Source organism: Arthrobacter ipis (genome assembly GCF_014694315.1).
Lineage (GTDB): Bacteria > Actinomycetota > Actinomycetes > Actinomycetales > Micrococcaceae > Arthrobacter > Arthrobacter ipis.
On the sequence record NZ_JAAOXD010000007.1, the window covers coordinates 374,260 to 394,014 of the forward strand.

Here is a 19,755-nt window from a genome sequence, read left to right on the forward strand (position 1 = left end):
CATCCGCCGGTGAGGAAGATATGTGGTGGCTAGAGCATCCTGCTAGCGGGGTGTGCCCCTAGTCACAAAGTAAAGATACATCATTGTATGATTAATGCAATAGCTTTTTTCGGATGTGCGGAAGTACTACTGAGAACCAGACGGAATCCCCGCCACCGCGACAGGAACGGCGGTCTCACCACAACGACGCCGGCCAGCTGACAAGGCGACCGGCCGGCGTCGTACTTTCCTTAACTCCCCCGAGTTTTTGTCCAGATAATGGCCTCTAACCCCCTCGGAAGTCGCGATACGTGGTCAGAAACTCCCCCGAAACGCCCGCAGCCGACTCATGGCTTTTGGGGCAGGATGTTACTTATGTCGATTGATGTGCGCGCGGTGCGCCAGCAGACCCGCGGAGTCCTGAACGTGGCCCATTTGAACAACGCTGGAAGCTCGCTCGTCCCCCGTCCGGTGGCGGAGACCGTGGTGGGACATTTGCGTCGGGAGGAGGAAATCGGCGGTTATGAAGCGGCGGAGGAGGCAGCTGACCGGCTGCAAAATGTGTATTGCTCCGTCGCGCACCTGATCGGGGCACGGCCGAACGAGATTGCCCTCGCGGAGAGCGGCAGCCGAGCGTGGGCTGTGGCGATGCACAGCTTCCCCTTTGTCCCCGGCACGCGGCTGCTGATAGGCCGCACGGAGTATGCGGGCAACGTCATCGCGTTGCGGCAACTTGCGCGCCGGAATGACCTGCAAATTGTGGTTCTCGACGACGATCCTTACGGGCAGGTCGATGTGGAACATCTTCAGAGGGAGCTCGACCGTGGAAGCGTGGCCATGGTCGCTCTGACGCATGTGCCCATGGCGGACGGCCTGGTCAATCCGGCAGCGGAGGTGGGCAGGTGCTGCCGTGCTGCCGGGGTGTTGTTTGTGCTCGACGCGTGCCAGTCTGTGGGCCAGATGCCGTTGGACGTGGAGTCTCTGGGCTGTGATGTCTTGGCTGGAACAGGGCGGAAATTTCTCCGGGGGCCGCGCGGCACCGCCTTCCTGTATGTGCGCGCCTCGGTTTTGGGGCGTTTTGACCCGCTCATCCTGGACGGGATGTCTACCGTTTCTTCCGGCGCCGAGGGTTTTGAAGTTCGCGGCGATGCGCGCCGTTTTGAAAGCTGGGAGGCCAGCATCGCCGGGCGGCTGGGTCTGGGCCGGGCCGTCGATTATGCCCTGGCCCTGGGTCTGGACGGTGTGCAGGAGCGCGTGGGCTCGCTTGCCGAGCAACTCCGGACGGAGTTGGCGGCGCTTCCGGCGGTTACTGTCCACGACCACGGCATCACCCGGTGCGGCATCGTGACGTTCTCCGTGAAGGGAAGCGAGGCGGGGAACATCAGGGCCCGGTTGGCGGACCACCAGATCAATGTCTCGGTGGCTCCGAGGCCCTCAAATGAGGTCCAAGCCATTCTCACCGGAAGCTCACATGCGGCGGAAATGGTGGTGCGCGCCTCAGTGCACTACTACAACACCGAGGACGAGATCCTGCGGCTGGTGGGCCTCCTCTGTCGGTGAGCGGGCGCGCTCCGACCCATGGTGTGCACTCAGCAGGACGGCTTAGACGGCTTCCGCAAGCGTCATGGCGTAGCGGTTCTGGCTGTCGGTCCATTGCCCTGCGATGGAGAAACCGGCCGATTCGAGCTCATTGGCCACTCCCTCGAGCCGGAACTTCGCGGAAATCTCGGTGCGAAGTTCCTCGCCTTCGTCGAACCTGACGTCCAGGCCCACAGCCGGCAGGCGCACGAGCATCGGTTTCGTTGCCCGCAGCCGCATTTCGATCCACTCTTCCTCGGGCATCCACACAGCGACATGATCAAACGCCATCACGTCAAAATCTGCGCCCAGCTGGGCATTGAGGACGCGGAGCACGTTCCGATTGAATTCGGCGGTGACCCCCTCGGCGTCGGCGTATGCCGGAACAAGGATGTGCGGTGACTTCACCAGATCCGTGCCAAGAAGCAGCGAACCACCCTCTCCGCCGAGCAGCTCGCGGATCCCCGCGAGAAAGCGTGCCCTGGCCGCCGGCTCAAAGTTGCCGATGGTGCCGCCCAGAAACGCCACCATGCGGCGTCCGTTGTGCGGGAGCAGGTGCAGCTGGGATTCGAAGTCCGCTGCCACGGCATCCAGCTGAAGATCGGGGAAGGCCGGAGCCAGCTCGTTGCGTGCATCCAGCAGAGCGCTGTCGCTGACGTCCACCGCGACGTAGCGGCGAAGAGGTCCCGCCTGCCGCAGGGCATCCAGCAGCAATGGGGTTTTCCTGGACGATCCGGACCCAAGTTCGATCAGCGTCTCCGCCGGGCTCGCGGCAGCCATGTCAGCGGCGAAGAGCTCCAGCACTTCGCGTTCGGCCCGTGTCGGGTAGTACTCCGGCAGGTCCGTGATGCGCTCAAACAACGCGCTGCCGAGTTTGTCATAGAACCACTTCGGCGGCAGCGTTTTGGGTGACGAGCTGAGCCCCGCGAGCACATCGGCGCGCAGGCTTCGCTCCAGGTGGTCCGGGGGCAGGTGGTGAACGATGTCGCTGCGGTCGGCGGAGAGGCTCATGTGGCTGCGTTTTCCTTCGTGAGAGTCGGAATGAGACGAACTTCGACGTGGCCGGGGGTGGCGGTCAGGAGGGAATTGTCCGGGACCTCCTGCCACCCTGGGCCCTCATCGGAAGGCTCGCTGGCGACGACCACGCCCCCGGGGCCGGTCCGCCAAAACAGGCTGTCACCGGCGGCTGTAGCCGCGATGGCGGTGCCGTCGGTGAGCAGAAAGTTGAATCTGCCACCAGCGACTGAGGAGACAGCGCTGACCACCTGGATCAGCGCCTCGCCGGCGGCGAGGCCCGCGGCAAGCCGCTCCTGCACAAGGGCCCAGAGCAACGCTGAATCGACCTGCGCTTCAAGGGCCAGCAGCCGTGCGGGCGGGAGGGAAGCAGCCAGTTCCTCCAGCGCATGCGGCCAGCCCTCCACACGGCCGTTGTGGCTAAAAAGCCAGCGACCGCACGCATACGGCGCAGCTGCTGACTCATCCGGGGGCATCCCCGGCGTTGCCGACCTCACCGCTGCCAGTACCGCGGGGCTGGAAGTGACCCGGGCGACGTCGGCAAAGGACCTGTCCGCCCAGATCGGGACGGAACGGCGGTAGCGGGCGGGCACGGGATCGCCCGGGGCGTACCATCCGACGCCAAAACCGTCGGCGTTGACGGTTCCGTACCGCTGGCGGCGCGGCGCCCACGACTGCGCCAAAAGCCCATGGTCGGGGACGAGCAGCAGCTCGGCCAGCGGCATCGGCGTCCCGATGTAGGCGAGATGACGGCACATGGGCTAGCAACCCTCCGCCGGTGACGCGTCACGCGCCGTGCGGAATCCGGTAAAGATCTGCCGGCGGATGGGGTAGTCCCAGTTCCGGAACGTGCCCCGGCAGGCGGCCGGATCCGCCGCCCAGGATCCGCCCCGGAGCACCTTGTAGTCGGACCCGAAGAACACCTCGCTGTATTCCGGATATGGAAAGGCGGTGAATCCCGGATACGGGCGGAAGTCGCTTGAAACCCATTCCCAGACGTCGCCAATGAGTTGCCGCACCCCCAGCGGAGAGGCTCCCGCGGGAAAGGAACCGGCCGGGGCCGGCCGGAGCGCTGCACCGCCGAGGTTGGCGTGATGGGGTGCAGGATCGTCGTCGCCCCAGGGGTAGCGACGGGACCGCCCTGACCGGGGATCGTAGCGGGCTGCTTTTTCCCATTCTGCTTCGGTCGGGAGCCGGCGCCCGGCCCAGCGCGCATACGCGTCGGCCTCGAACCAGTTCACGTGCTGCACCGGCTCATCGTCCGGAACGCGTTCCACGACGCCGAATCTGGTTCTGCACCACCCGTCGCCGTCGCGTTCCCAGTACTTGGGAGCCACTAAACCGGCTTCAATGCAGTGCTTCCAGCCGTCCTGGCTCCACCAGCGGGGGTTCCGGTAACCACCGTCTTCGATGAAGTGCCGGTAAGCGCCGTTGGTCACCGGGACGGTGTCAATCCAGTAGGCGGGCACCTTCACGGTATGTGCCGGGCGTTCATTGTCCAGCGCCCATGGTTCCACCGATGTCCCCATGGTGAACTCCCCCGCAGGGACCAGCACCTCCCTGGCCAAAGCCTGCAGGTCCGAGGCGCGGATGCCGGCATCCAGGGGCCGGCCGTGGAGGACCGGGGCGCCGGTCCGGAGCTGATGCGTGGCGAGCATCGTCTCGTCGTGCTGCTGCTCGTGCTGGATGATCATTCCGAACGCGAAGCCCCGGTGCACAAGCGCTGCACCCTCCAAGGGCGTCCGTTCCAGGATGTCGAGCGCCTTGTCACGGACCTGGGCGATGTACCTGCGGGACTCCGCGGGTGAGAGCAGTGGCAGCGAGGGCCTGCTGCTGCGGGAGTGCTGGAACGCGTCGTACATCTCGTCGATATCGCACCGCAGCGGTTCCATCTTGCCCACATCGCGTACCAGCCAGATTTCCTCCTGGCTTCCTACATGCGCGAGGTCCCACACCAGCGGTGACATCAGCGGCGAGTGCTGCCTAAGCAGATCTTCGTCGTCGCAGTCGGTCAGTGCATGGGTGCGGTTCCGGGCACGTTCCAGCCCTTCGGCGATGAAGGTCCTGAGCGTTTCGGGGTCGGCAGGGGCCCCGGGCAGGTCAATTGGCATCAACGTAAGCCTCCCTCCGCTCCGGTTCGGCAAACCAGCTGCCGGTTTTGTGCCACAGGTCCAGCCGCTCCTGGGCCGGGCTCCGGCCCCTCGCCGTATTGCGCCCGATGAAGTCTTCGGCCAGCCTCCGGGTGGTGGCGTCCGCCCCCAGGCGCGGCAGCGCGTTGAGCGCCGCCTCGGCGCAGAGCCGGGCGGCCGCGGCGAGAGCCGAATTCGTCAACGCCTCACGGGCGGCAGTCCTCATCGGGTCGGGCAGCGACGCAAGGGGTGCACAGGCATCTGCGACGAGGTCGGCAGCCTGTTCGTCGTCCATGAGCGCGGCGACTATCGCCGTGACGGGCTCCCAGTCATGGCCCGCCTGTGCATCGATCACCCGGAGTTCCAGAAATCCGCGTGGACGGACGGGCGGGAAAAGAGTTGTGAGGTGGTAGTCCAGATCGCTCAGTGTTGCAGGCCTGGGCCCCTTCCCGTGCAACCAGTCCCGCATTGTCAGCCCCTTGGGCGGATCCCAACGGAGCCCCTCTGACGGGATGCAGAGGACCAGCGCGTCGAGCGCGTAGTTCGCCCACCCCCACCTGGGATCCTCCGAACGGGGGACGGCGGCGGTCCGGGTCGGGTCAATGCCCAGCCAGGTGCGCTGACGGTTGCTGTGCCAGCCATTGGGGATGCCGTGAAGGAAGGGCGAGTTGGCAAACATGGCGATGAGGACCGGCAGGAGATTGTGCAGTCGTGCCCAGCGTTGCGCCGCGCCGGTGGATGCGGGACTGTCGAATCCGGCTTCCAGGGAAATCTGAAGTGAGGCGGTGGAGCACATCATGGTCCGTCCGGCGGGACCGGAGCCGTCGAAGTGCCGCTCCATGGAGGCGTAGCGCGGATGCTCCAGTGACCGCACAGCCGGGCGTCCAGCATCCAAAGCGACCGGACCGCAGAACAGGCCGGCGTCCGAAAGCCGGTTCTCAACGGCTGCGAGGTCTTTCCGCGTCGCGGCGACGAGAGCCGGAAGATCGGGGGCGCAGGCGGAGCTCACCTCCAGCTGGCCGCCGGGTTCGAACGTGATCATTCCCCCGCCGGGCAGCGCCCCCGCCGAGGCCGCCATGGCCTCACGCACACGCGCAACCGTAACCGGGGTCTGTGGATCGGCAGCGTCGTGGACCAGCCGTTCGACCTCCACCCCGGCAGCACCCGGCGGTCCGGTCTTAAAGCACACGGAGGCCACATAGACTTCGGCGTCGGACTCGGAAAGGGGGCGGATGTCGCGCCCGGCCTGCAAAGCGGAGGTCACGTATCACTCCTTCGACGTCGGTGTCTTCAGGCGGCAAGCTAAACAGCCCCCTTCCGGCCTTGTCAACGGTTTATGCGGGCGCGCAAAAGTGCTACGGAGGACCGGACGGGCGGCCCCCACCAGGGCATGTCGGCTGACCTCACCAGAACGACGCCGGCCGGCCACCTCCGAAGGTGACCGGCCGACGTCGTACTTCCGTTGGTTCTCTCCCGAGTTTTTGGCAGATAACGGCCTCTAAAGCGCCTGGAAGTCACGATACGTGGACAAAAACTCCATGAGAGCGGGGACTAAACCCGCAGAACAAAGCCAAGATAAGAGCCCCCTGTCGGATTCGAACCGACGACCCCCGCTTTACAAGAGCGGTGCTCTGGCCAACTGAGCTAAGGAGGCGCGCCCGTCAGGGCAGGCGCCGTGACGGCGCTAGATAAGGTTAGCCCAAGGACCGCCCGCCCGTAAAAACGGGCCGCGGCAACAAACGCACAACCAGTTGAACAGAACAGTGGCCCGGCGCCCGGAAAGCCGGACGCCGGGCCGCTGCCCCTAAAGAACGTCTAAGCCTTGGCCTTGATAGCCGCCTCGACGAAGGCCGGGAATTCGGTCTGGGCGCTGTCGCCCTTGCCCCACTGCTTGCCGTCCACGAGGACCGTCGGCGTACCGCTCACGCCAATGGCCGCGGCTTCCTGGGTGGCGTACTTGACCCAGGGACGGTATGTCTTGTTCTCGACGCAGGAGTCGATGCTCTTGGCGCCGACGTCCGTGGCCAACTTCTTCAGTTCGTCGTCGGAGAGCCCGGCGCCGCCTTCGGCCGGCTGGTTGGCGAACAGCGTGTCCACAAAGGCCGAATACTTCTCGGGGGATTCGTTCACCACGCAGGCGGCGGCGTTGGCCGCACGGGAGGAGTAGTTGGTGGTGGAGCGGGTGTCCAGGAAGCCCAGAGCCCGGTACTCCACGGTGATCTTGCCTTCGTCGCGCAGCTTCGTCAGGGTCTCGTTGTACGTCGCCTCGAAGTTCTTGCAGACGGGGCAGATGAAGTCAATGTAGAGGACAACCTTCACCGGCTTGCCCTTCTCGGCTTCCGCGCCCGGGGCCTTAACGGTGGCAGGTGCCGAGGCCGCCGGTGACGGAATGTCTGCCACGTTCACGGACGCAGCATCGGTCTTCGCCACCTCCGTGCCCTTGAGCAGCGTGATGCCGCCGTGGACGTTTCCGTTGGAAGGGGTGGGGCCCTGGTCCGCCACCGGGGCGTTGTTCTTAAGGCTGCTGGTCACCACCAGCGCGACGACGGCAAGGATGGCCACGACGGCGACCACGATGCCCCAGCCAATGAGCAGTTTGTTCCGCTTGTCCTTTTTAAGCTGTGCCTCGCGGATTTCGCGGGCTTTCTCGCGTGCGTCGGCCGTGCGTTCTGCTTTGGACTGGCGGGGTTCGTTTGCGGGGCTCATTAATTCCTCGTGTCGTACGGACAGGTGCGGACCACCCGGGGCCAACTCCCCCAGTTTAGGGGAGAACCCGGAGCTTGCGCTTTCAAGTATTTCCTTCAGCCTGACCAACGGACGAATGGCCCCGAAGATTCCGGCCCGATAGGGTTGATGGGAGTCACAAGCAACCTCAGGGAGCCCCAATGCACGGAGCTGTAAGCGACAAATCCGACACAAAAACGGAAAGCGCGGCCCTGCCCGGCAGCAGCTCGGACGCCACCAAGGACGGTCCGAAGGATGCCACCAAGTACGACTTCATGGTGGTCTCCAACCGCCTGCCGGTGGACCGCTGCGCCCCCGGCGAGCCGGGCGACGACGGCTCCGGCTGGCGGCGCTCCCCCGGCGGCCTGGTCACCGCCCTTGCTCCCATGATGACCAGGACAGACGGCGCCTGGGTGGGCTGGCACGGTGCCGCGGACGAGACAGTGGAGCCATTCAGCCACGGCGGCATGGACCTTGTCCCGGTCCAGCTCAGCAGCGACGACGTTGAGCTGTATTACGAAGGCTTTTCCAACGCGACGCTGTGGCCCCTCTACCACGATGTCATCGCCCCGCCGGAGTTTCACAGAACCTGGTGGGACGCCTACCGCACGGTGAACAAAAGGTTCGCCGACGCCGTCGTCCGTACTGCCGATGAGGGCGCAACCGTCTGGGTGCAGGACTACCAGCTCCAGCTGGTGCCGCGGATGCTGCGCCAGGCCCGGCCGGACCTGAGGATCGGGTTCTTCAACCACATCCCGTTCCCGCCGCCGGAGATTTTCGCGCAGCTCCCCTGGCGCCAGGCCATCATCGACGGCCTGCTGGGGGCCGACCTGGTGGGCTTCCAGCGCAGCAGCGACGCCGGCAACTTCATGCGTTCGGCCCGGCGATTCCTGGGCGCCAGCGTCAAGCAGCAGCAGGTCCACGTCAAGGACGCCGACGGCGATCTCACCCACATCGCCCGCGCCCAGGCCTTCCCCATTTCCATCGATGTCCAGCACATCACCGAACTGGCGAAGAACCCTGAGATCATTGAACGCGCCCGCCAGATCCGGCAGGACCTCGGCAACCCCAAGACCATCCTGCTCGGCGTGGACAGGCTGGACTACACGAAGGGCATCGGCCACCGCCTCAAGGCCTACGAGGAGCTCCTGAACGAGGGCAAGCTCAAGGTGGGCGACGCGACGCTGATCCAGGTTGCCAGCCCCAGCCGCGAGCGCGTGGAGCAGTACCGGCTCCTGCGTGAAGAGGTCGAGGGCACCGTGGGCCACATCAACGGCACCTACGACACCATCGAGAACACAGCCGTTCGCTACCTGCACCACAGCTACCCGGTGGAAGAGATGGTGGCGCTCTACCTGGCGGCCGACGTCATGCTGGTCACGGCGCTGCGCGACGGCATGAACCTCGTCGCCAAGGAGTACGTCACGGCCCGCACCGGCAACGACGGCGCCCTGGTGCTCAGCGAATTCGCCGGGGCCGCGGACCAGCTCAAGCAGGCGCTGCTGATGAACCCGCACGACATCGACGGACTCAAGGATGCCGTGATGCGGGCCGTCAACATGCCCCCCAAGGAAGCGGCCCGCCGCATGCGCTCCATGCGCAAGCAGATCCTGGACCACGACGTCGACCACTGGTCCGCCGACTTCCTGAACGCCCTGAACGAGAAGGTAATCCGCGATGACTCCTGAGGCAGAGCACACCGAAGAGGCCGGCAGCACCCGGCTGACGCTGTCCCCCGAACTGCTGGACGCCGTGCGCCGCATCGCCGGCACGGACCACCTGCTGGTGGCCATGGACTTCGACGGCACCATCTCCCCCATCGTGGACCACGCCGGGGACGCACGCCCGCTCCCCCGCTCGGCTGCTGCCTTCGCCGAACTGACCGCTCTACCGCGTACGACGACGGCACTCATCTCCGGGAGGGCACTGGACAGTCTGCGGGCGGTCGCCTCCCCGCCGGAGGAGACCCTGTTGATCGGCAGCCACGGCGCCGAGGCGTGGCTGGGTCCGGGCTCTGCGCCGCTGACGCTCGACCCCGCGCAGCTGTCGCTCCTCGAGGAGGTGCGGGACATCCTGACGGAAATAGTGGAACTGGCCCCCGGGACCGTCCTGGAGGAAAAGCCCGCCGGCGTTGTGCTGCACACCCGGCTGGCGGCTGACGACGTTGCAGAGGACGCCGTAGCCGCTGCCCGAGCCGCACTCCAGGACCGCCCGGGTGTTTACCTCAAGAACGGAAAACGGGTCCTTGAGACATCCGTGGTGCATGCGTCCAAGGGTGAAGGCGTTGACTTCCTGCGGCAGGCCACTGGCGCTACGGGCGTGCTTTTCGCTGGCGACGACACCACCGACGAGGACGCCCTGGCCCGCCTCGGGCAGGACGACCTCGGCGTGAAAGTGGGCCTCGACTTCACCCAGGCACAGTTCCGGGTTGAGGCGCCGGTCCACATCGCCGAACTCCTCGAGGCGCTGCTGCGGGAACGCCGGAAGGCCGTCACTCCCGCATAGCGCGGTGGCAGCCCTGCGGCGCATCTCACTTGTGACGTCCGTAACATTTTGTCCGATTCGCGATAAATCTGACATACTCTTCTTTGTGATGTGGCGCACAGGAACCGTGCGGCGTCACTCGATGCTCCTCGGCCCCGGCCGGGGAGTCATCATGTAGGGCATAACTGAATTACATGAACCATTCACTACGGATCGTCCGGCACGTACCTGCCGGTGAAGGGATTGATAACTGTGGCAACAGTTACTTTTGACAACGCTACGCGTCTGTACCCGGGCACTGAAAAGCCCGCTGTTGACAAGCTCAACATCGAAATCGCCGACGGCGAATTCCTGGTCCTCGTTGGACCCTCCGGTTGCGGTAAGTCCACCTCCCTGCGCATGCTCGCAGGCCTCGAGGACGTCAACGCCGGCCGGATCCTCATAGGCGATCGCGACGTCACCGACGTTCCGCCGAAGGACCGCGACATCGCGATGGTTTTCCAGAACTACGCCCTGTACCCGCACATGACCGTGGCGGACAACATGGGCTTCGCCCTTAAGATCGCCGGCGTGAGCAAGGAAGAGCGCGCCGAGCGGGTCCGCGAAGCCGCAAAGCTCCTGGACCTTGAGCAGTACCTGGACCGCAAGCCCAAGGCACTCTCCGGCGGCCAGCGCCAGCGTGTCGCCATGGGCCGCGCCATCGTGCGTAACCCGCAGGTCTTCCTCATGGACGAGCCGCTCTCCAACCTGGACGCCAAGCTCCGCGTCCAGACCCGCACCCAGATCGCTTCCCTCACCCGCCGCCTGGGCGTCACCACGGTTTACGTGACCCACGACCAGGTCGAGGCCATGACCATGGGCGACCGCGTTGCAGTGCTCAAGGACGGCCTGCTGATGCAGGTGGACACCCCCCGCAACCTGTACGACCGCCCCAAGAACGTCTTCGTTGCAGGCTTCATTGGCTCCCCCGCCATGAACCTCCTCGAACTTCCCGTGGTCGACGGCGGCGTCCAGTTCGGCGGCACCGTTTACCCGGTACCGCGCAACATCCTCGAAGAGGCACACGGCGCCACTGTCACCCTGGGCAGCCGCCCCGAAGACCTCGAGACCGCACCCCAGGGCGAAGGCATCCAGGTTGAGGTCGACGTCGTCGAAGAGCTCGGTGCCGACGCTTACGTCTACGGCCACACCACGCTGGACGGCAAGACCCACGACATCGTGGCCCGCGTCGACGGCCGCCGCCCCCCGATGAAGGGCGAGTCCCTCTGGGTCCGTCCGCAGTCCGGCCACGTGCACCTGTTCGACACCAAGACCGGCGAGCGCCTGGGCGACTAGTCCCCACCGGCTCCCTAGCCAAAACCCGACGGCGGCCCTCCCCTAAACCGGAGGGGCCGCCGTCGGGCGTTAACCGCTGTCCCCTTTAGGTGCCCCCTGCAAAATACGGAAGAATTGAGTCATGACCGAGGAACACAACGCGCAGTGGCACGATGAACCCACCGACTACGGGCAGATCGGCAAACTGCCGCGGTTCGAAGCCGCCAGCGCCAACGACGACAAGGCAGCCTCGGTCGCCAGCAACCTCAACATCACGGCCGCGGCCGCCGACCCCGAGCTCCTCGACCTGCCCTGGCACATAGCGCTCGAGGACTGGCCGGCGGAAAACCTGGCCGCGCTCCCCCGCGGTATCTCCCGGCACATCGTGCGGTTCGCCCACCTCGGCGGCTCAGTCATCGCCATCAAGGAAACGTCCGAGCACGTGGCCCGCCACGAATACCACATGCTCCGCAAGCTCGCGCGCCTGGATGTGCCCTGCGTGGAACCCGTCGCCGTCATCACCGGCCGCACCACCCCCGACGGCCGTCCCCTGAACCCGGTCCTCGTGACCCGCCACCTGAAGTTCTCCATGCCGTACCGCGCGCTCTTCTCGCAGATGCTGCGCAAGGACACGCTCACCCGGCTCATCGACGCCCAGGCGCTGCTGATGGTCCGCCTGCACCTCATCGGCTTCTACTGGGGCGACGTCTCGCTCTCCAACACCCTGTTCCGCCGGGACGCCGGCGCCTTCGCCGCCTACCTGGTGGACGCCGAAACCGGTGAACTGTACCCGGACCTTTCCACGGGCCAGCGCGAGTACGACCTGGAGATCGCCCGCGTCAACATCGCCGGTGAACTCATGGACCTCCTCGACGGCGGGCTGATCGAGGAGAAGGTGGACCCCGTGGCCACCAGTGAACTCATCATGGAAAGCTACCGTCGCCTCTGGACCGAGCTGACCGCCAAGGAATCCTTCGAACTGGGCGAGCGCTGGCGCGTCGGCGCCCGCATCCGCCGGCTCAACGAGCTCGGCTTCGACGTCGAAGAGTACGCGATCAAGACCACCCAGAACGGCTCTACCATCCAGCTGCAGCCGAAGGTCGTCGACGCCGGCCACCACATGCGCCGCCTGCTGCGCCTGACCGGCCTCGACGCCCAGGAGAACCAGGCCCGCCGCCTGCTCAACGACATGGACACCTTCCGGGCCGACAACAACCCGGAGATGGACGAGGAATACAGCGCACACCTGTGGGTCAGCCAGATCTTCGAGCCGATCGTCAGGTCCATCCCCCGCGACCTCTCCGGAAAGCTCGAACCCGCCGAAGCCGTGCACGAGGTGCTGGAGCACCGCTGGTACATGTCCGAAAAGCAGGAACGGCACATCCCGTTGGCCGAGGCCGTCCAGTCCTACATCGACTCCATCCTGCGCCACCGCCGCGACGAGGCCGCCATCATGCTGAACCCGGACACGGAGCTGCTGAAGATCCTCGCCGTGGAGACCGAGGAATCCCGGTACGGCGCCGATGAGACCGAGGACGACTATCCCGACGCCGACGACTGAGGCACTGCGTTTGACCACCCTGATCCGCGCCGTCCGGCCGTGGGGACAGTCGCTGAGCGACGTCCTCATTACGGACGGCAAGATCACCGCCGTCGAACCGCACCGCCCGGCGAGACCGGCTGCGGCAGCCGTCGTCGAAGGCCGCGGCCGGCTGCTGGTGCCGTCCTTCTCCGACGTCCACGTCCATCTGGACTCCACCCGCATCGGGCTGCCTTTTCGCGAGCACACGGGCGGGCCGGGCGTGTGGACCATGATGATGAACGACCGGCTGAACTGGCGCAACGCCGAGGTCCCGCTGCAGGACCGCGTCAACAACACCCTCGGCCGAATGATCGCGCGGGGCACCACCCGGGTCCGTTCCTACGCCCAGGTCGATGTGGATTGCCGTCTGGAGCGTTTCGACGCCGTCGCGGCAGCCAAGGATCACTTCAAAGACCGGGCCGACGTCGAGATCATCGCCTTCCCGCAGGCCGGTCTCCTGCGGGAGCAGGGCACCATCCCGCTGATGGAAGAGGCGCTGAAGGCTGGCGCAAACGTCATGGGCGGCATCGATCCGTGCAGTCTGGACCGCGACCCCGCCCGGCACCTCGACATCGTTTTCGGGCTGGCTGAGAAGTACCAGGTCCCCATCGACATCCACCTGCACGAACCCGGCGAACTGGGTGTCTTCAGCACAGATCTGGTGCTTGAGCGTACCCGCGCCCTGGGCATGCAGGGCAAGGTGACCATGTCCCACGCCTACCAGCTGGGCAGCGTCTCCGAGGCCACCACGCGGCGGCTGATCGATGAGTTCGCCGACCTGGATATCTCCATGGCGTCGGTGGCACCGCCAGCAGCCGGCCAGCTCCCCCTCCCGATGCTTGCCGAGGCAGGTGTCCGGGTGGGCCTTGGCGAGGACGGCCAGCGCGACTACTGGTCCCCATACGGAAACACGGACATGCTGGACCGCACCTGGCAGCTGGCCTTCACGCACGGCTTCCGCAGGGACGAACTGATCGGGCACTGCCTTGCCATCGCCACGGTCGGCGGCGCCAGCGTCCTGGACCCGTCAGCGACGCGGCTCAATAGCACGGCGCACCGCCCCGGCCTTGCCGCGGGCGACCCCGCCGAGCTGCTGCTGCTCGACGGCGAGACGGTGGCCTCCGCGGTCATGGACCGGGGCACCGACCGCACCGTGATCCACCGGGGCAGGGTTGTCGCCGATGGCCTGGAACTGGTCTAGGGCTGCCGGGGGCTCCGCCGCCCTCCGTTGGATTGCCTTCCGCTGGATCGCCCTCCGTCAGACCCTCCGTTAGATCGCCTTGCCCGGGTTCAGGATGCCGGCGGGATCGAAGAGGCTCTTGATCCGGCGCTGCAGCTCGCGGAGCGGCTCCGGCTGCTCGAGGCCCAGCCAGCGCAGCTTGTACTGCCCCACGCCGTGCTCGCCCGTGATGGTCCCGCCCATTTCCAGGGCTGCCACGATGGACGCATCGAGCGCCGTGTTCAGGCGAAGCATGGCACCGGCGTCCACCTCATCGTTCACGCGGTCAATCCAGAACGTGGGGTGCAGGTTCCCGTCCCCTGCGTGGGCCACCACCTTCAGCCTGACATCGTGGGCCCCGGACAGCGCTTCGAGCGCCGCCACGTAGTCCACCAGACTGGAACGCGGCACGGCAACGTCCTCGCCCACGCGGTACTGGTCATCCACCTCGACGCCCCTGCTGTTGCGCCGCAGTTCCACCAGATGCTCAGCCTCGGCGCTGGCCTCGGTGGTGACCACCGCGCCGCCGGCCGCCAGCACTTCACGCACGACGTCGGCCTCGGCCGCCGCCCCGAAGCCGTCCGTCTGGACCAGGAGCAGCGAAGCTCCGCGCGAGGCAAGATCCGAGCCGTGCAGCTCGTCCAGCTGGGCCAGCGATCCGCCGTCGAGCAGTTCCATGATGGCCGGCTGCACGCGGGCCTTGCCCACGGCGAGCACGCCGGCCGCCGCCTGCCGGAAGCCGGGGTAGAACGCGGCGATGGTGTGCACCTCGCGGGGCAGGTACTTGAGCCGAACCGTTGCGCCGACCACGATGCCCAGCGTGCCCTCCGACCCCACGAACAGCCCGGTCAGGTCGTAGCCCGCCACGCCTTTGAAAGTCTGGTGCCCTGTGTGGAGGAGCGAGCCGTCCGCGAGAACCACGTCCAGGGCCAGCACGGAATCCCGTGTCACGCCGTACTTGGCACACCGCAGGCCGCCGGCGTTGGTGGCCACGTTGCCACCGATGGTGGAGATCCTGAAACTTGCAGGATCCGGAGCGAACATGAGCCCGTGCGCCGCGGCGGCGTCGTTCAGGTCGGCGTTGATAACGCCAGGCTCGACGACGGCGGTCTCGTCGTCCGCGTTCAGCTCCAGGATGCGGTTCATCCGTTCCAGGCCAAGGACAACGCACCCTTCGCTGGCATGGGCGCCTCCCGAGACTCCGGTCCCGGCACCGCGGGGCACCAGCGGCACGTTCCGGGCGGCGCAGGCTTTGACGGTGGCCTGGACGTCGTCGACGGACTCTGCCAGAACCACGGCGGCCGGCAGCCGGTAGTCCACCACCGGGGCCTGGTCCACCGCGTACACAGCGAGTGCGGCCTCGTCCCGGAGAACCTTCCGCGGCCCCAGGATTGATGTCAGTTCGTCGGCGATGCTGCCCATGGGTCTCCCGTCCAATTTCTTTGCTTCAGTCTAGATGTCATGTGGACCACACCACGGGCCCCTTTGGCTCGATCGCAGGAGGGGCTGTTGGGCCCGATGCTGGAAGCGTTTCCAATTTCGTCTCTTGGCGTGACCGCATGGCTCCGTGCCGTGACCACAATTGTCAATCATTTGAATGGTGTAAGCGCTTTCATTAGTTGCCCTCCCGCCTCTAAGATTGGCCAATGTCTGTTGACTCGTTTCTGCACTCGGCGTCGCCGCTGGCCGGTGTCCGGACGCCCATCCATGCCCCGGACAACGCGCACGGCTGGTGGCGGTCAGCTGTCATCTACCAGGTGTACCCGCGCTCCTTCCGGGACATGAACGGTGACGGCATCGGTGACCTCGCGGGGATCACCGCCGAGATGCCGCAGCTTGCCGAGCTCAACGTGGACGCTGTCTGGCTTTCGCCCTTCTACCGCTCACCGCAGCGCGACGCCGGATACGACGTCAGCGACTACTGCGACGTCGACCCGATCTTCGGCACGCTCGGGGACTTCGACGGCCTGGTGGCTGAGGCGAACCGCCTGGGCCTGCGCGTCATCGTGGACCTGGTTCCTAATCACTGCTCCGACCAGCACCGCGATTTCCAAGCCGCGCTGGCGGCCGGCGCGGGCAGCCCCGAACGGGAGATGTTCATCTTCCGGGACGGCCAGGGCGCCGAGGGCAACGAACCGCCCAACAACTGGGAATCGCACTTCGGCGGTTCCGCCTGGACCCGCGTCACCGAACCCGATGGCGCTCCAGGCCAGTGGTTCCTGCACCTCTTTGATTCATCGCAGCCGGACTTCAACTGGGACAACCAGGCCGTGCATGACGAGTTCGAACGCATCCTGCGTTTCTGGCTGGACCGGGGCGTCTCCGGCTTCCGCGTGGACGTTGCGCACGCCCTGGTCAAGGCCCCGGGCCTTCCCGCCTGGGGCGGGCGCGCGGATGGCAGCAGCTCCGACGGCTTCCCCGGACACGAGGCACCGATGTTCGGCCAGCCGGCCCTGCACGACATCTACCGCGCTTGGCGCGAAATTCTCGAGGAGTACGGCCCCGACCGCATACTCTGCGCGGAAGCCAACGTGGACCCCCTCCCACGGCTGGCCCACTGGGTCCGGCCCGACGAAATGCACCAGGCCTTCAACTTTCCCTACCTCCACGCGGGCCTGGACCTCCCCCGCCTGCGCCACATCGTCACCGAGTCCCTGACGTCCCTGGATGCCGTGGGTGCCCCCAGCACCTGGGTGCTGTCCAACCACGACGTCGTCCGGCACGCCACCCGCTTCGGGTACGACTGGTCGGGGCCACGGGACGGGGACGGCATCGGCCCCCAGGACCCCCAGCCGGACGAGGAGCTGGGCAGGACCCGGGCCGCCGCGGCGTCTATGTTCATGCTGGGGCTTCCCGGCGGCGCCTACCTGTACCAGGGCGAAGAACTTGGACTGCCTGATGGCATCGATATCCCGGACCACCAGCGGCAGGACCCGACATTTGCGCGCACCGGCGGCGCCCGGCTGGGACGCGATGGATGCAGGGTCCCGCTGCCGTGGAAGGCATCCGAACGCCACAGTGGCTTCGGCGACGGCGACCAGCCCTGGCTCCCGCAGCCGGAGAGCTTCGCGAAACTGGCGCGGGATGCCCAAGCAGGGGACCCGTCGTCGCACTTGAACCTGTACCGCCGCATGCTGACTGTCCGCGGGGAACTGGACCTTGGGCGCGGTTCCCTCGCCTGGGCTGAGGAATGGTGCACCGCGTCGTCCCTGGCATTCCTCAACGGGGACATCCTGGTGGTCATGAACACGGGTCGCGATCCTCTGGAACTGCCCGCCGGCGAGGTCGTGCTCCGCAGTTCGCCGCGCTTGGGCGTTGGCGAGGAGGACCAGCGGTTCGGCTTGGGCCCGGGGGAAACCGTCTGGCTGCGGATCTCTGCAGAGGCACCGGCGATCTGAGCCATGGCCGGCATCAAGGACGTTGCGGAACGGGCCGGGCTTTCCATAGCCACCGTTTCGCGCGCCTTGAGCGGCAGGGGGCATGTGTCGCCGGGGAGCCGGGAGCGTGCCCGGGCCGCCGCGGCCGAACTTGGATTCGTGCCCTCCTATCAGGCATCCAGCCTCGCCTCCGGCCGTACCCGCAACATCGGCCTCGTGGTCCCCACGGTCCGCCGCTGGTACTTCGCCTCGGTGGTGGAGGGCGTATCAGCAGCTCTCCTCGACGCCGGCTATGACCTGACGCTCTACAACATCACGGAGGGGGCGGTCCGGCGCCGGAGCATTCTCCAGGACTTCCTGCTGCGGAAACGCGTGGACGCGGTCATTGCGGTGGCACTGGCGCTGACGGAGGACGAGATCGGCCAGATGCTGGCTATCCAGCGGCCGCTGGTGGGCATCGGCGGACCGTTGCCCGGAGCCTCCACCATCCGAATTGACGACCACGGACTGGCGGAGACGGCCGTCAACCACCTGATCCGGCTCGGCCACAGCCGGATCGCGCACCTCACGGGCGACTCGGTGTATGAGCAGGACTTCAAGATCCCACGTACCCGGCGTGCAGGCTATGAGCAGGCGATGAAGGCCGCAGGACTACCCGTGCGGCGGTCATGGGTAGTCACAGCGGACTTCACCACGGAGGGTGCCTACGCCGTGGCACGGGACCTGCTGGGTGGAACCGCGGAACGGCCAACGGCCGTCTTTGCCGCCTCGGACGAGATGGCGGTCGGAGCCATCCTGGCGGCACGGGACTTTGGGTTTAGGGTGCCGGAAGACCTGTCGGTGATCGGCATGGACGGGCACGAACTGGGTGAACTGTTCGGCCTGACCACGATCGATCAGGATCCACGCGGCCAGGGAGCCTTGGCTGTACGCCTGCTGCTCGAAGGGCTCGACGGCGGAACGGACGGGGCCGTTGCGAACACCGAATACCCAACACGTTTTGTGGTTCGGCGGAGCACCGCGGTACCCCCGGCTTAGGTTGCCGCTACTCAGCAGCGCCGCCCATGAACCTTGCGTACCGGCCCAGAACTTCCGGCCAGTCCTTTTCCCAGGCGGCACGGGTGCCGGCCGGATCCTCGGCCCCTTCCCAGCCGTCATGGACTACCCGCACCTCGGTGCCTTCCACCACGCCGCGGAACACGACGCGCAGCTCGGTTGACCACAACGCGGTGCTGCCGGGATACCAGGATGCGTGGAAAGAGAGCGGAGGTTGCCAGTCGTCAATGGTTCCCCAGGTGGCGCCCCGGCCGTCGTCCGCGGTCTCCAGGATCAGGTTCTCCTCGAACTCCACGTAGGAGCCCGGACCATACACACTGTTGGTCTCCATGGGCCACCAGAGATGAGTGTGGTCGGTGAACCCTATGAATGCGCGGGACACGGGCCCGGGGACAACAGCACTGCAGATGACGGGGTCCAGGTTATCTACGGGCTCAGGCGCTTCATTGCCGGCGGCGTGGCTGAAGAGATTTTCCATGGCTACCAACTCTACCGTCCCCAACTCTACGCTTCCTCACATCCGCTCGCCTCAACCCACGCCCTTCCTCACATCCCGTCGCCTCAACCCGCACCCTTCCTCACATCCCGTCGCCTCAGCCCGGACGCTTCCTCACATCCCGTCGCCTCAAACGCTCTGACCGTTCTGCCGCGCGCGCCCGAACTGCTTGAGGACCCCGTTAAGGTAGCGGGGCTAGCTGCTCGCACCGGAGGCAATAACGCCGGCGCCCATGGTGGCGATGATGCCCCTGCTGACGCGTTCGACGCCGGCGCTCACCCTTTGGGCGCCGCAACCAGTTCATCGCTTTGTAAGCGATGACCGCGACGACAGCCAGGTAGGCGAATGCGATGACCGCTTCCACTGAGCCCAAGATCATCGCGGTACCCATGGTGTCGCCGCCAGTCCCACGCCGATAAGGGCCGCCTATGCCATAGCGGCAACCGCCGAACCCGCCGCAGCAGCAATCCCTGCGCTGGGCCGGTTCAACGCGATACGCAGTACCAAGAACGTGTCAGGAATTGATGATCGAGCGTCCGCGAAAAAGCCGGAGGACGTGAGGACGCGTCCGCGGAAAAGCCGCAGGACGTGAGGACGCGTCCGGGGAAGAGCTGCAGGATCTGAGGGAAGGGTTTGGCGGGGCCGGGGTGGTGTGGCTCTGGGGGTTAAATGGGTCAGGCCCCGACGTTAGTGTCGGGGCCTGAGCCTTAATGAGTGTCCGGCGGTGACCTACTCTCCCACACCCTCCCGGGTGCAGTACCATCGGCGCTGTGGGTCTTAGCTTCCGGGTTCGGAATGGGACC

The 19,755-nt window shown here is 66.3% G+C and carries 15 protein-coding genes, 1 tRNA gene and 1 rRNA gene (1 of these 17 only partly in view); 8 read left to right on the forward strand and 9 right to left on the reverse strand.

Annotation, left to right across the window (positions count from 1 at the left end):
• Positions 1 to 354 precede the first annotated feature (354 nt).
• Positions 355 to 1,539 (forward strand): aminotransferase class V-fold PLP-dependent enzyme, encoded by a 1,185-nt coding sequence (locus G9E11_RS16710; RefSeq protein ID WP_190607735.1) that lies wholly within the window; start codon positions 355 to 357, stop codon positions 1,537 to 1,539.
• Positions 1,540 to 1,581: 42 nt separating this feature from the next.
• On the opposite strand, the gene egtD is transcribed toward G9E11_RS16710, so the two are convergent.
• The 6 genes from egtD to G9E11_RS16740 all read right to left on the reverse strand — a co-directional run bounded on the left by egtD (position 1,582) and on the right by G9E11_RS16740 (position 7,406).
• A complete protein-coding gene (egtD, locus tag G9E11_RS16715; protein WP_190607738.1) occupies positions 1,582 to 2,568 on the reverse strand; it encodes an L-histidine N(alpha)-methyltransferase in 987 nt (328 codons plus the stop codon).
• A complete protein-coding gene (gene egtC / locus G9E11_RS16720) occupies positions 2,565 to 3,329 on the reverse strand; it encodes an ergothioneine biosynthesis protein EgtC (RefSeq protein ID WP_190607740.1) in 765 nt (254 codons plus the stop codon). Before egtC ends, egtD begins: the two co-directional genes overlap by 4 nt.
• 3 nt (positions 3,330 to 3,332) lie before the next feature.
• Positions 3,333 to 4,682, reverse strand: a complete 1,350-nt coding sequence (gene egtB / locus G9E11_RS16725) for an ergothioneine biosynthesis protein EgtB (protein WP_190607743.1) — start codon at positions 4,680 to 4,682, stop codon at positions 3,333 to 3,335.
• Positions 4,672 to 5,964 carry a glutamate-cysteine ligase family protein gene (locus tag G9E11_RS16730; RefSeq protein WP_190607746.1) on the reverse strand — a complete coding sequence of 431 codons (1,293 nt, stop codon included), beginning with the start codon at positions 5,962 to 5,964 and terminating at the stop codon, positions 4,672 to 4,674. The genes egtB and G9E11_RS16730 overlap by 11 nt, the downstream gene beginning before the upstream one ends.
• 316 nt (positions 5,965 to 6,280) lie before the next feature.
• A tRNA-Thr gene (locus G9E11_RS16735) sits at positions 6,281 to 6,354 on the reverse strand.
• A gap of 161 nt (positions 6,355 to 6,515) precedes the next feature.
• Positions 6,516 to 7,406, reverse strand: coding sequence for a DsbA family protein (locus G9E11_RS16740; RefSeq protein WP_190607748.1), 891 nt, complete (start codon positions 7,404 to 7,406; stop codon positions 6,516 to 6,518).
• A gap of 179 nt (positions 7,407 to 7,585) precedes the next feature.
• Between G9E11_RS16740 and G9E11_RS16745 the strand changes: the two genes are divergently transcribed.
• The 5 genes from G9E11_RS16745 to G9E11_RS16765 all read left to right on the forward strand — a co-directional run bounded on the left by G9E11_RS16745 (position 7,586) and on the right by G9E11_RS16765 (position 14,005).
• Complete coding sequence (locus tag G9E11_RS16745; protein WP_414635203.1) at positions 7,586 to 9,112, forward strand: alpha,alpha-trehalose-phosphate synthase (UDP-forming); 1,527 nt, start codon at positions 7,586 to 7,588, stop codon at positions 9,110 to 9,112.
• Positions 9,102 to 9,929: a trehalose-phosphatase gene (otsB, locus tag G9E11_RS16750; protein ID WP_190607750.1), complete on the forward strand. Its 828-nt coding sequence runs from the start codon at positions 9,102 to 9,104 to the stop codon at positions 9,927 to 9,929. Before G9E11_RS16745 ends, otsB begins: the two co-directional genes overlap by 11 nt.
• Before the next feature lie 231 nt (positions 9,930 to 10,160).
• Positions 10,161 to 11,243, forward strand: a complete 1,083-nt coding sequence (locus tag G9E11_RS16755) for an ABC transporter ATP-binding protein (protein ID WP_190607753.1) — start codon at positions 10,161 to 10,163, stop codon at positions 11,241 to 11,243.
• A gap of 121 nt (positions 11,244 to 11,364) precedes the next feature.
• Positions 11,365 to 12,783: a DUF4032 domain-containing protein gene (locus G9E11_RS16760; protein ID WP_102973129.1), complete on the forward strand. Its 1,419-nt coding sequence runs from the start codon at positions 11,365 to 11,367 to the stop codon at positions 12,781 to 12,783.
• A 10-nt stretch (positions 12,784 to 12,793) separates the two neighbouring features.
• Positions 12,794 to 14,005: an amidohydrolase family protein gene (locus G9E11_RS16765; RefSeq protein ID WP_203219257.1), complete on the forward strand. Its 1,212-nt coding sequence runs from the start codon at positions 12,794 to 12,796 to the stop codon at positions 14,003 to 14,005.
• Positions 14,006 to 14,074: 69 nt separating this feature from the next.
• Here G9E11_RS16765 and G9E11_RS16770 read toward each other — a convergent pair whose 3' ends face one another.
• Entirely contained in the window at positions 14,075 to 15,445 is a 1,371-nt protein-coding gene (locus tag G9E11_RS16770) for an FAD-binding oxidoreductase (protein WP_190607757.1), read from the reverse strand.
• A gap of 224 nt (positions 15,446 to 15,669) precedes the next feature.
• Here G9E11_RS16770 and G9E11_RS16775 point away from each other — a divergent pair, with 224 nt between their 5' ends.
• Complete coding sequence (locus G9E11_RS16775; protein ID WP_190607760.1) at positions 15,670 to 17,421, forward strand: glycoside hydrolase family 13 protein; 1,752 nt, start codon at positions 15,670 to 15,672, stop codon at positions 17,419 to 17,421.
• Positions 17,422 to 17,424: 3 nt separating this feature from the next.
• Positions 17,425 to 18,438: a LacI family DNA-binding transcriptional regulator gene (locus G9E11_RS16780; RefSeq protein ID WP_190607762.1), complete on the forward strand. Its 1,014-nt coding sequence runs from the start codon at positions 17,425 to 17,427 to the stop codon at positions 18,436 to 18,438.
• Between the two features lie 7 nt (positions 18,439 to 18,445).
• Here G9E11_RS16780 and G9E11_RS16785 read toward each other — a convergent pair whose 3' ends face one another.
• Together G9E11_RS16785 and rrf are read right to left on the reverse strand one after the other, a co-directional pair.
• On the reverse strand, positions 18,446 to 18,934 hold the full coding sequence (locus G9E11_RS16785) for an SRPBCC family protein (RefSeq protein ID WP_190607764.1): 489 nt from the start codon (positions 18,932 to 18,934) through the stop codon (positions 18,446 to 18,448).
• 734 nt (positions 18,935 to 19,668) lie between these two features.
• Positions 19,669 to 19,755, reverse strand: a 5S ribosomal RNA gene (rrf, locus tag G9E11_RS21695); it runs 25 nt beyond the window's last position.

Excerpts from the sequence above, each read along its gene's own strand:
- G9E11_RS16710 (WP_190607735.1), top strand. The coding sequence starts at position 355 with ATGTCGATTGATGTGCGCGCGGTGCGCCAGCAGACCCGCGGAGTCCTG.
- egtD (WP_190607738.1), bottom strand. The coding sequence starts at position 2,568 with ATGAGCCTCTCCGCCGACCGCAGCGACATCGTTCACCACCTGCCCCCG.
- egtC (WP_190607740.1), bottom strand. The coding sequence starts at position 3,329 with ATGTGCCGTCATCTCGCCTACATCGGGACGCCGATGCCGCTGGCCGAG.
- egtB (WP_190607743.1), bottom strand. The coding sequence starts at position 4,682 with ATGCCAATTGACCTGCCCGGGGCCCCTGCCGACCCCGAAACGCTCAGG.
- G9E11_RS16740 (WP_190607748.1), bottom strand. The coding sequence starts at position 7,406 with ATGAGCCCCGCAAACGAACCCCGCCAGTCCAAAGCAGAACGCACGGCC.
- G9E11_RS16745 (WP_414635203.1), top strand. The coding sequence starts at position 7,586 with ATGCACGGAGCTGTAAGCGACAAATCCGACACAAAAACGGAAAGCGCG.
- otsB (WP_190607750.1), top strand. The coding sequence starts at position 9,102 with ATGACTCCTGAGGCAGAGCACACCGAAGAGGCCGGCAGCACCCGGCTG.
- G9E11_RS16760 (WP_102973129.1), top strand. The coding sequence starts at position 11,365 with ATGACCGAGGAACACAACGCGCAGTGGCACGATGAACCCACCGACTAC.
- G9E11_RS16770 (WP_190607757.1), bottom strand. The coding sequence starts at position 15,445 with ATGGGCAGCATCGCCGACGAACTGACATCAATCCTGGGGCCGCGGAAG.
- G9E11_RS16775 (WP_190607760.1), top strand. The coding sequence starts at position 15,670 with ATGTCTGTTGACTCGTTTCTGCACTCGGCGTCGCCGCTGGCCGGTGTC.
- G9E11_RS16780 (WP_190607762.1), top strand. The coding sequence starts at position 17,425 with ATGGCCGGCATCAAGGACGTTGCGGAACGGGCCGGGCTTTCCATAGCC.
- G9E11_RS16785 (WP_190607764.1), bottom strand. The coding sequence starts at position 18,934 with ATGGAAAATCTCTTCAGCCACGCCGCCGGCAATGAAGCGCCTGAGCCC.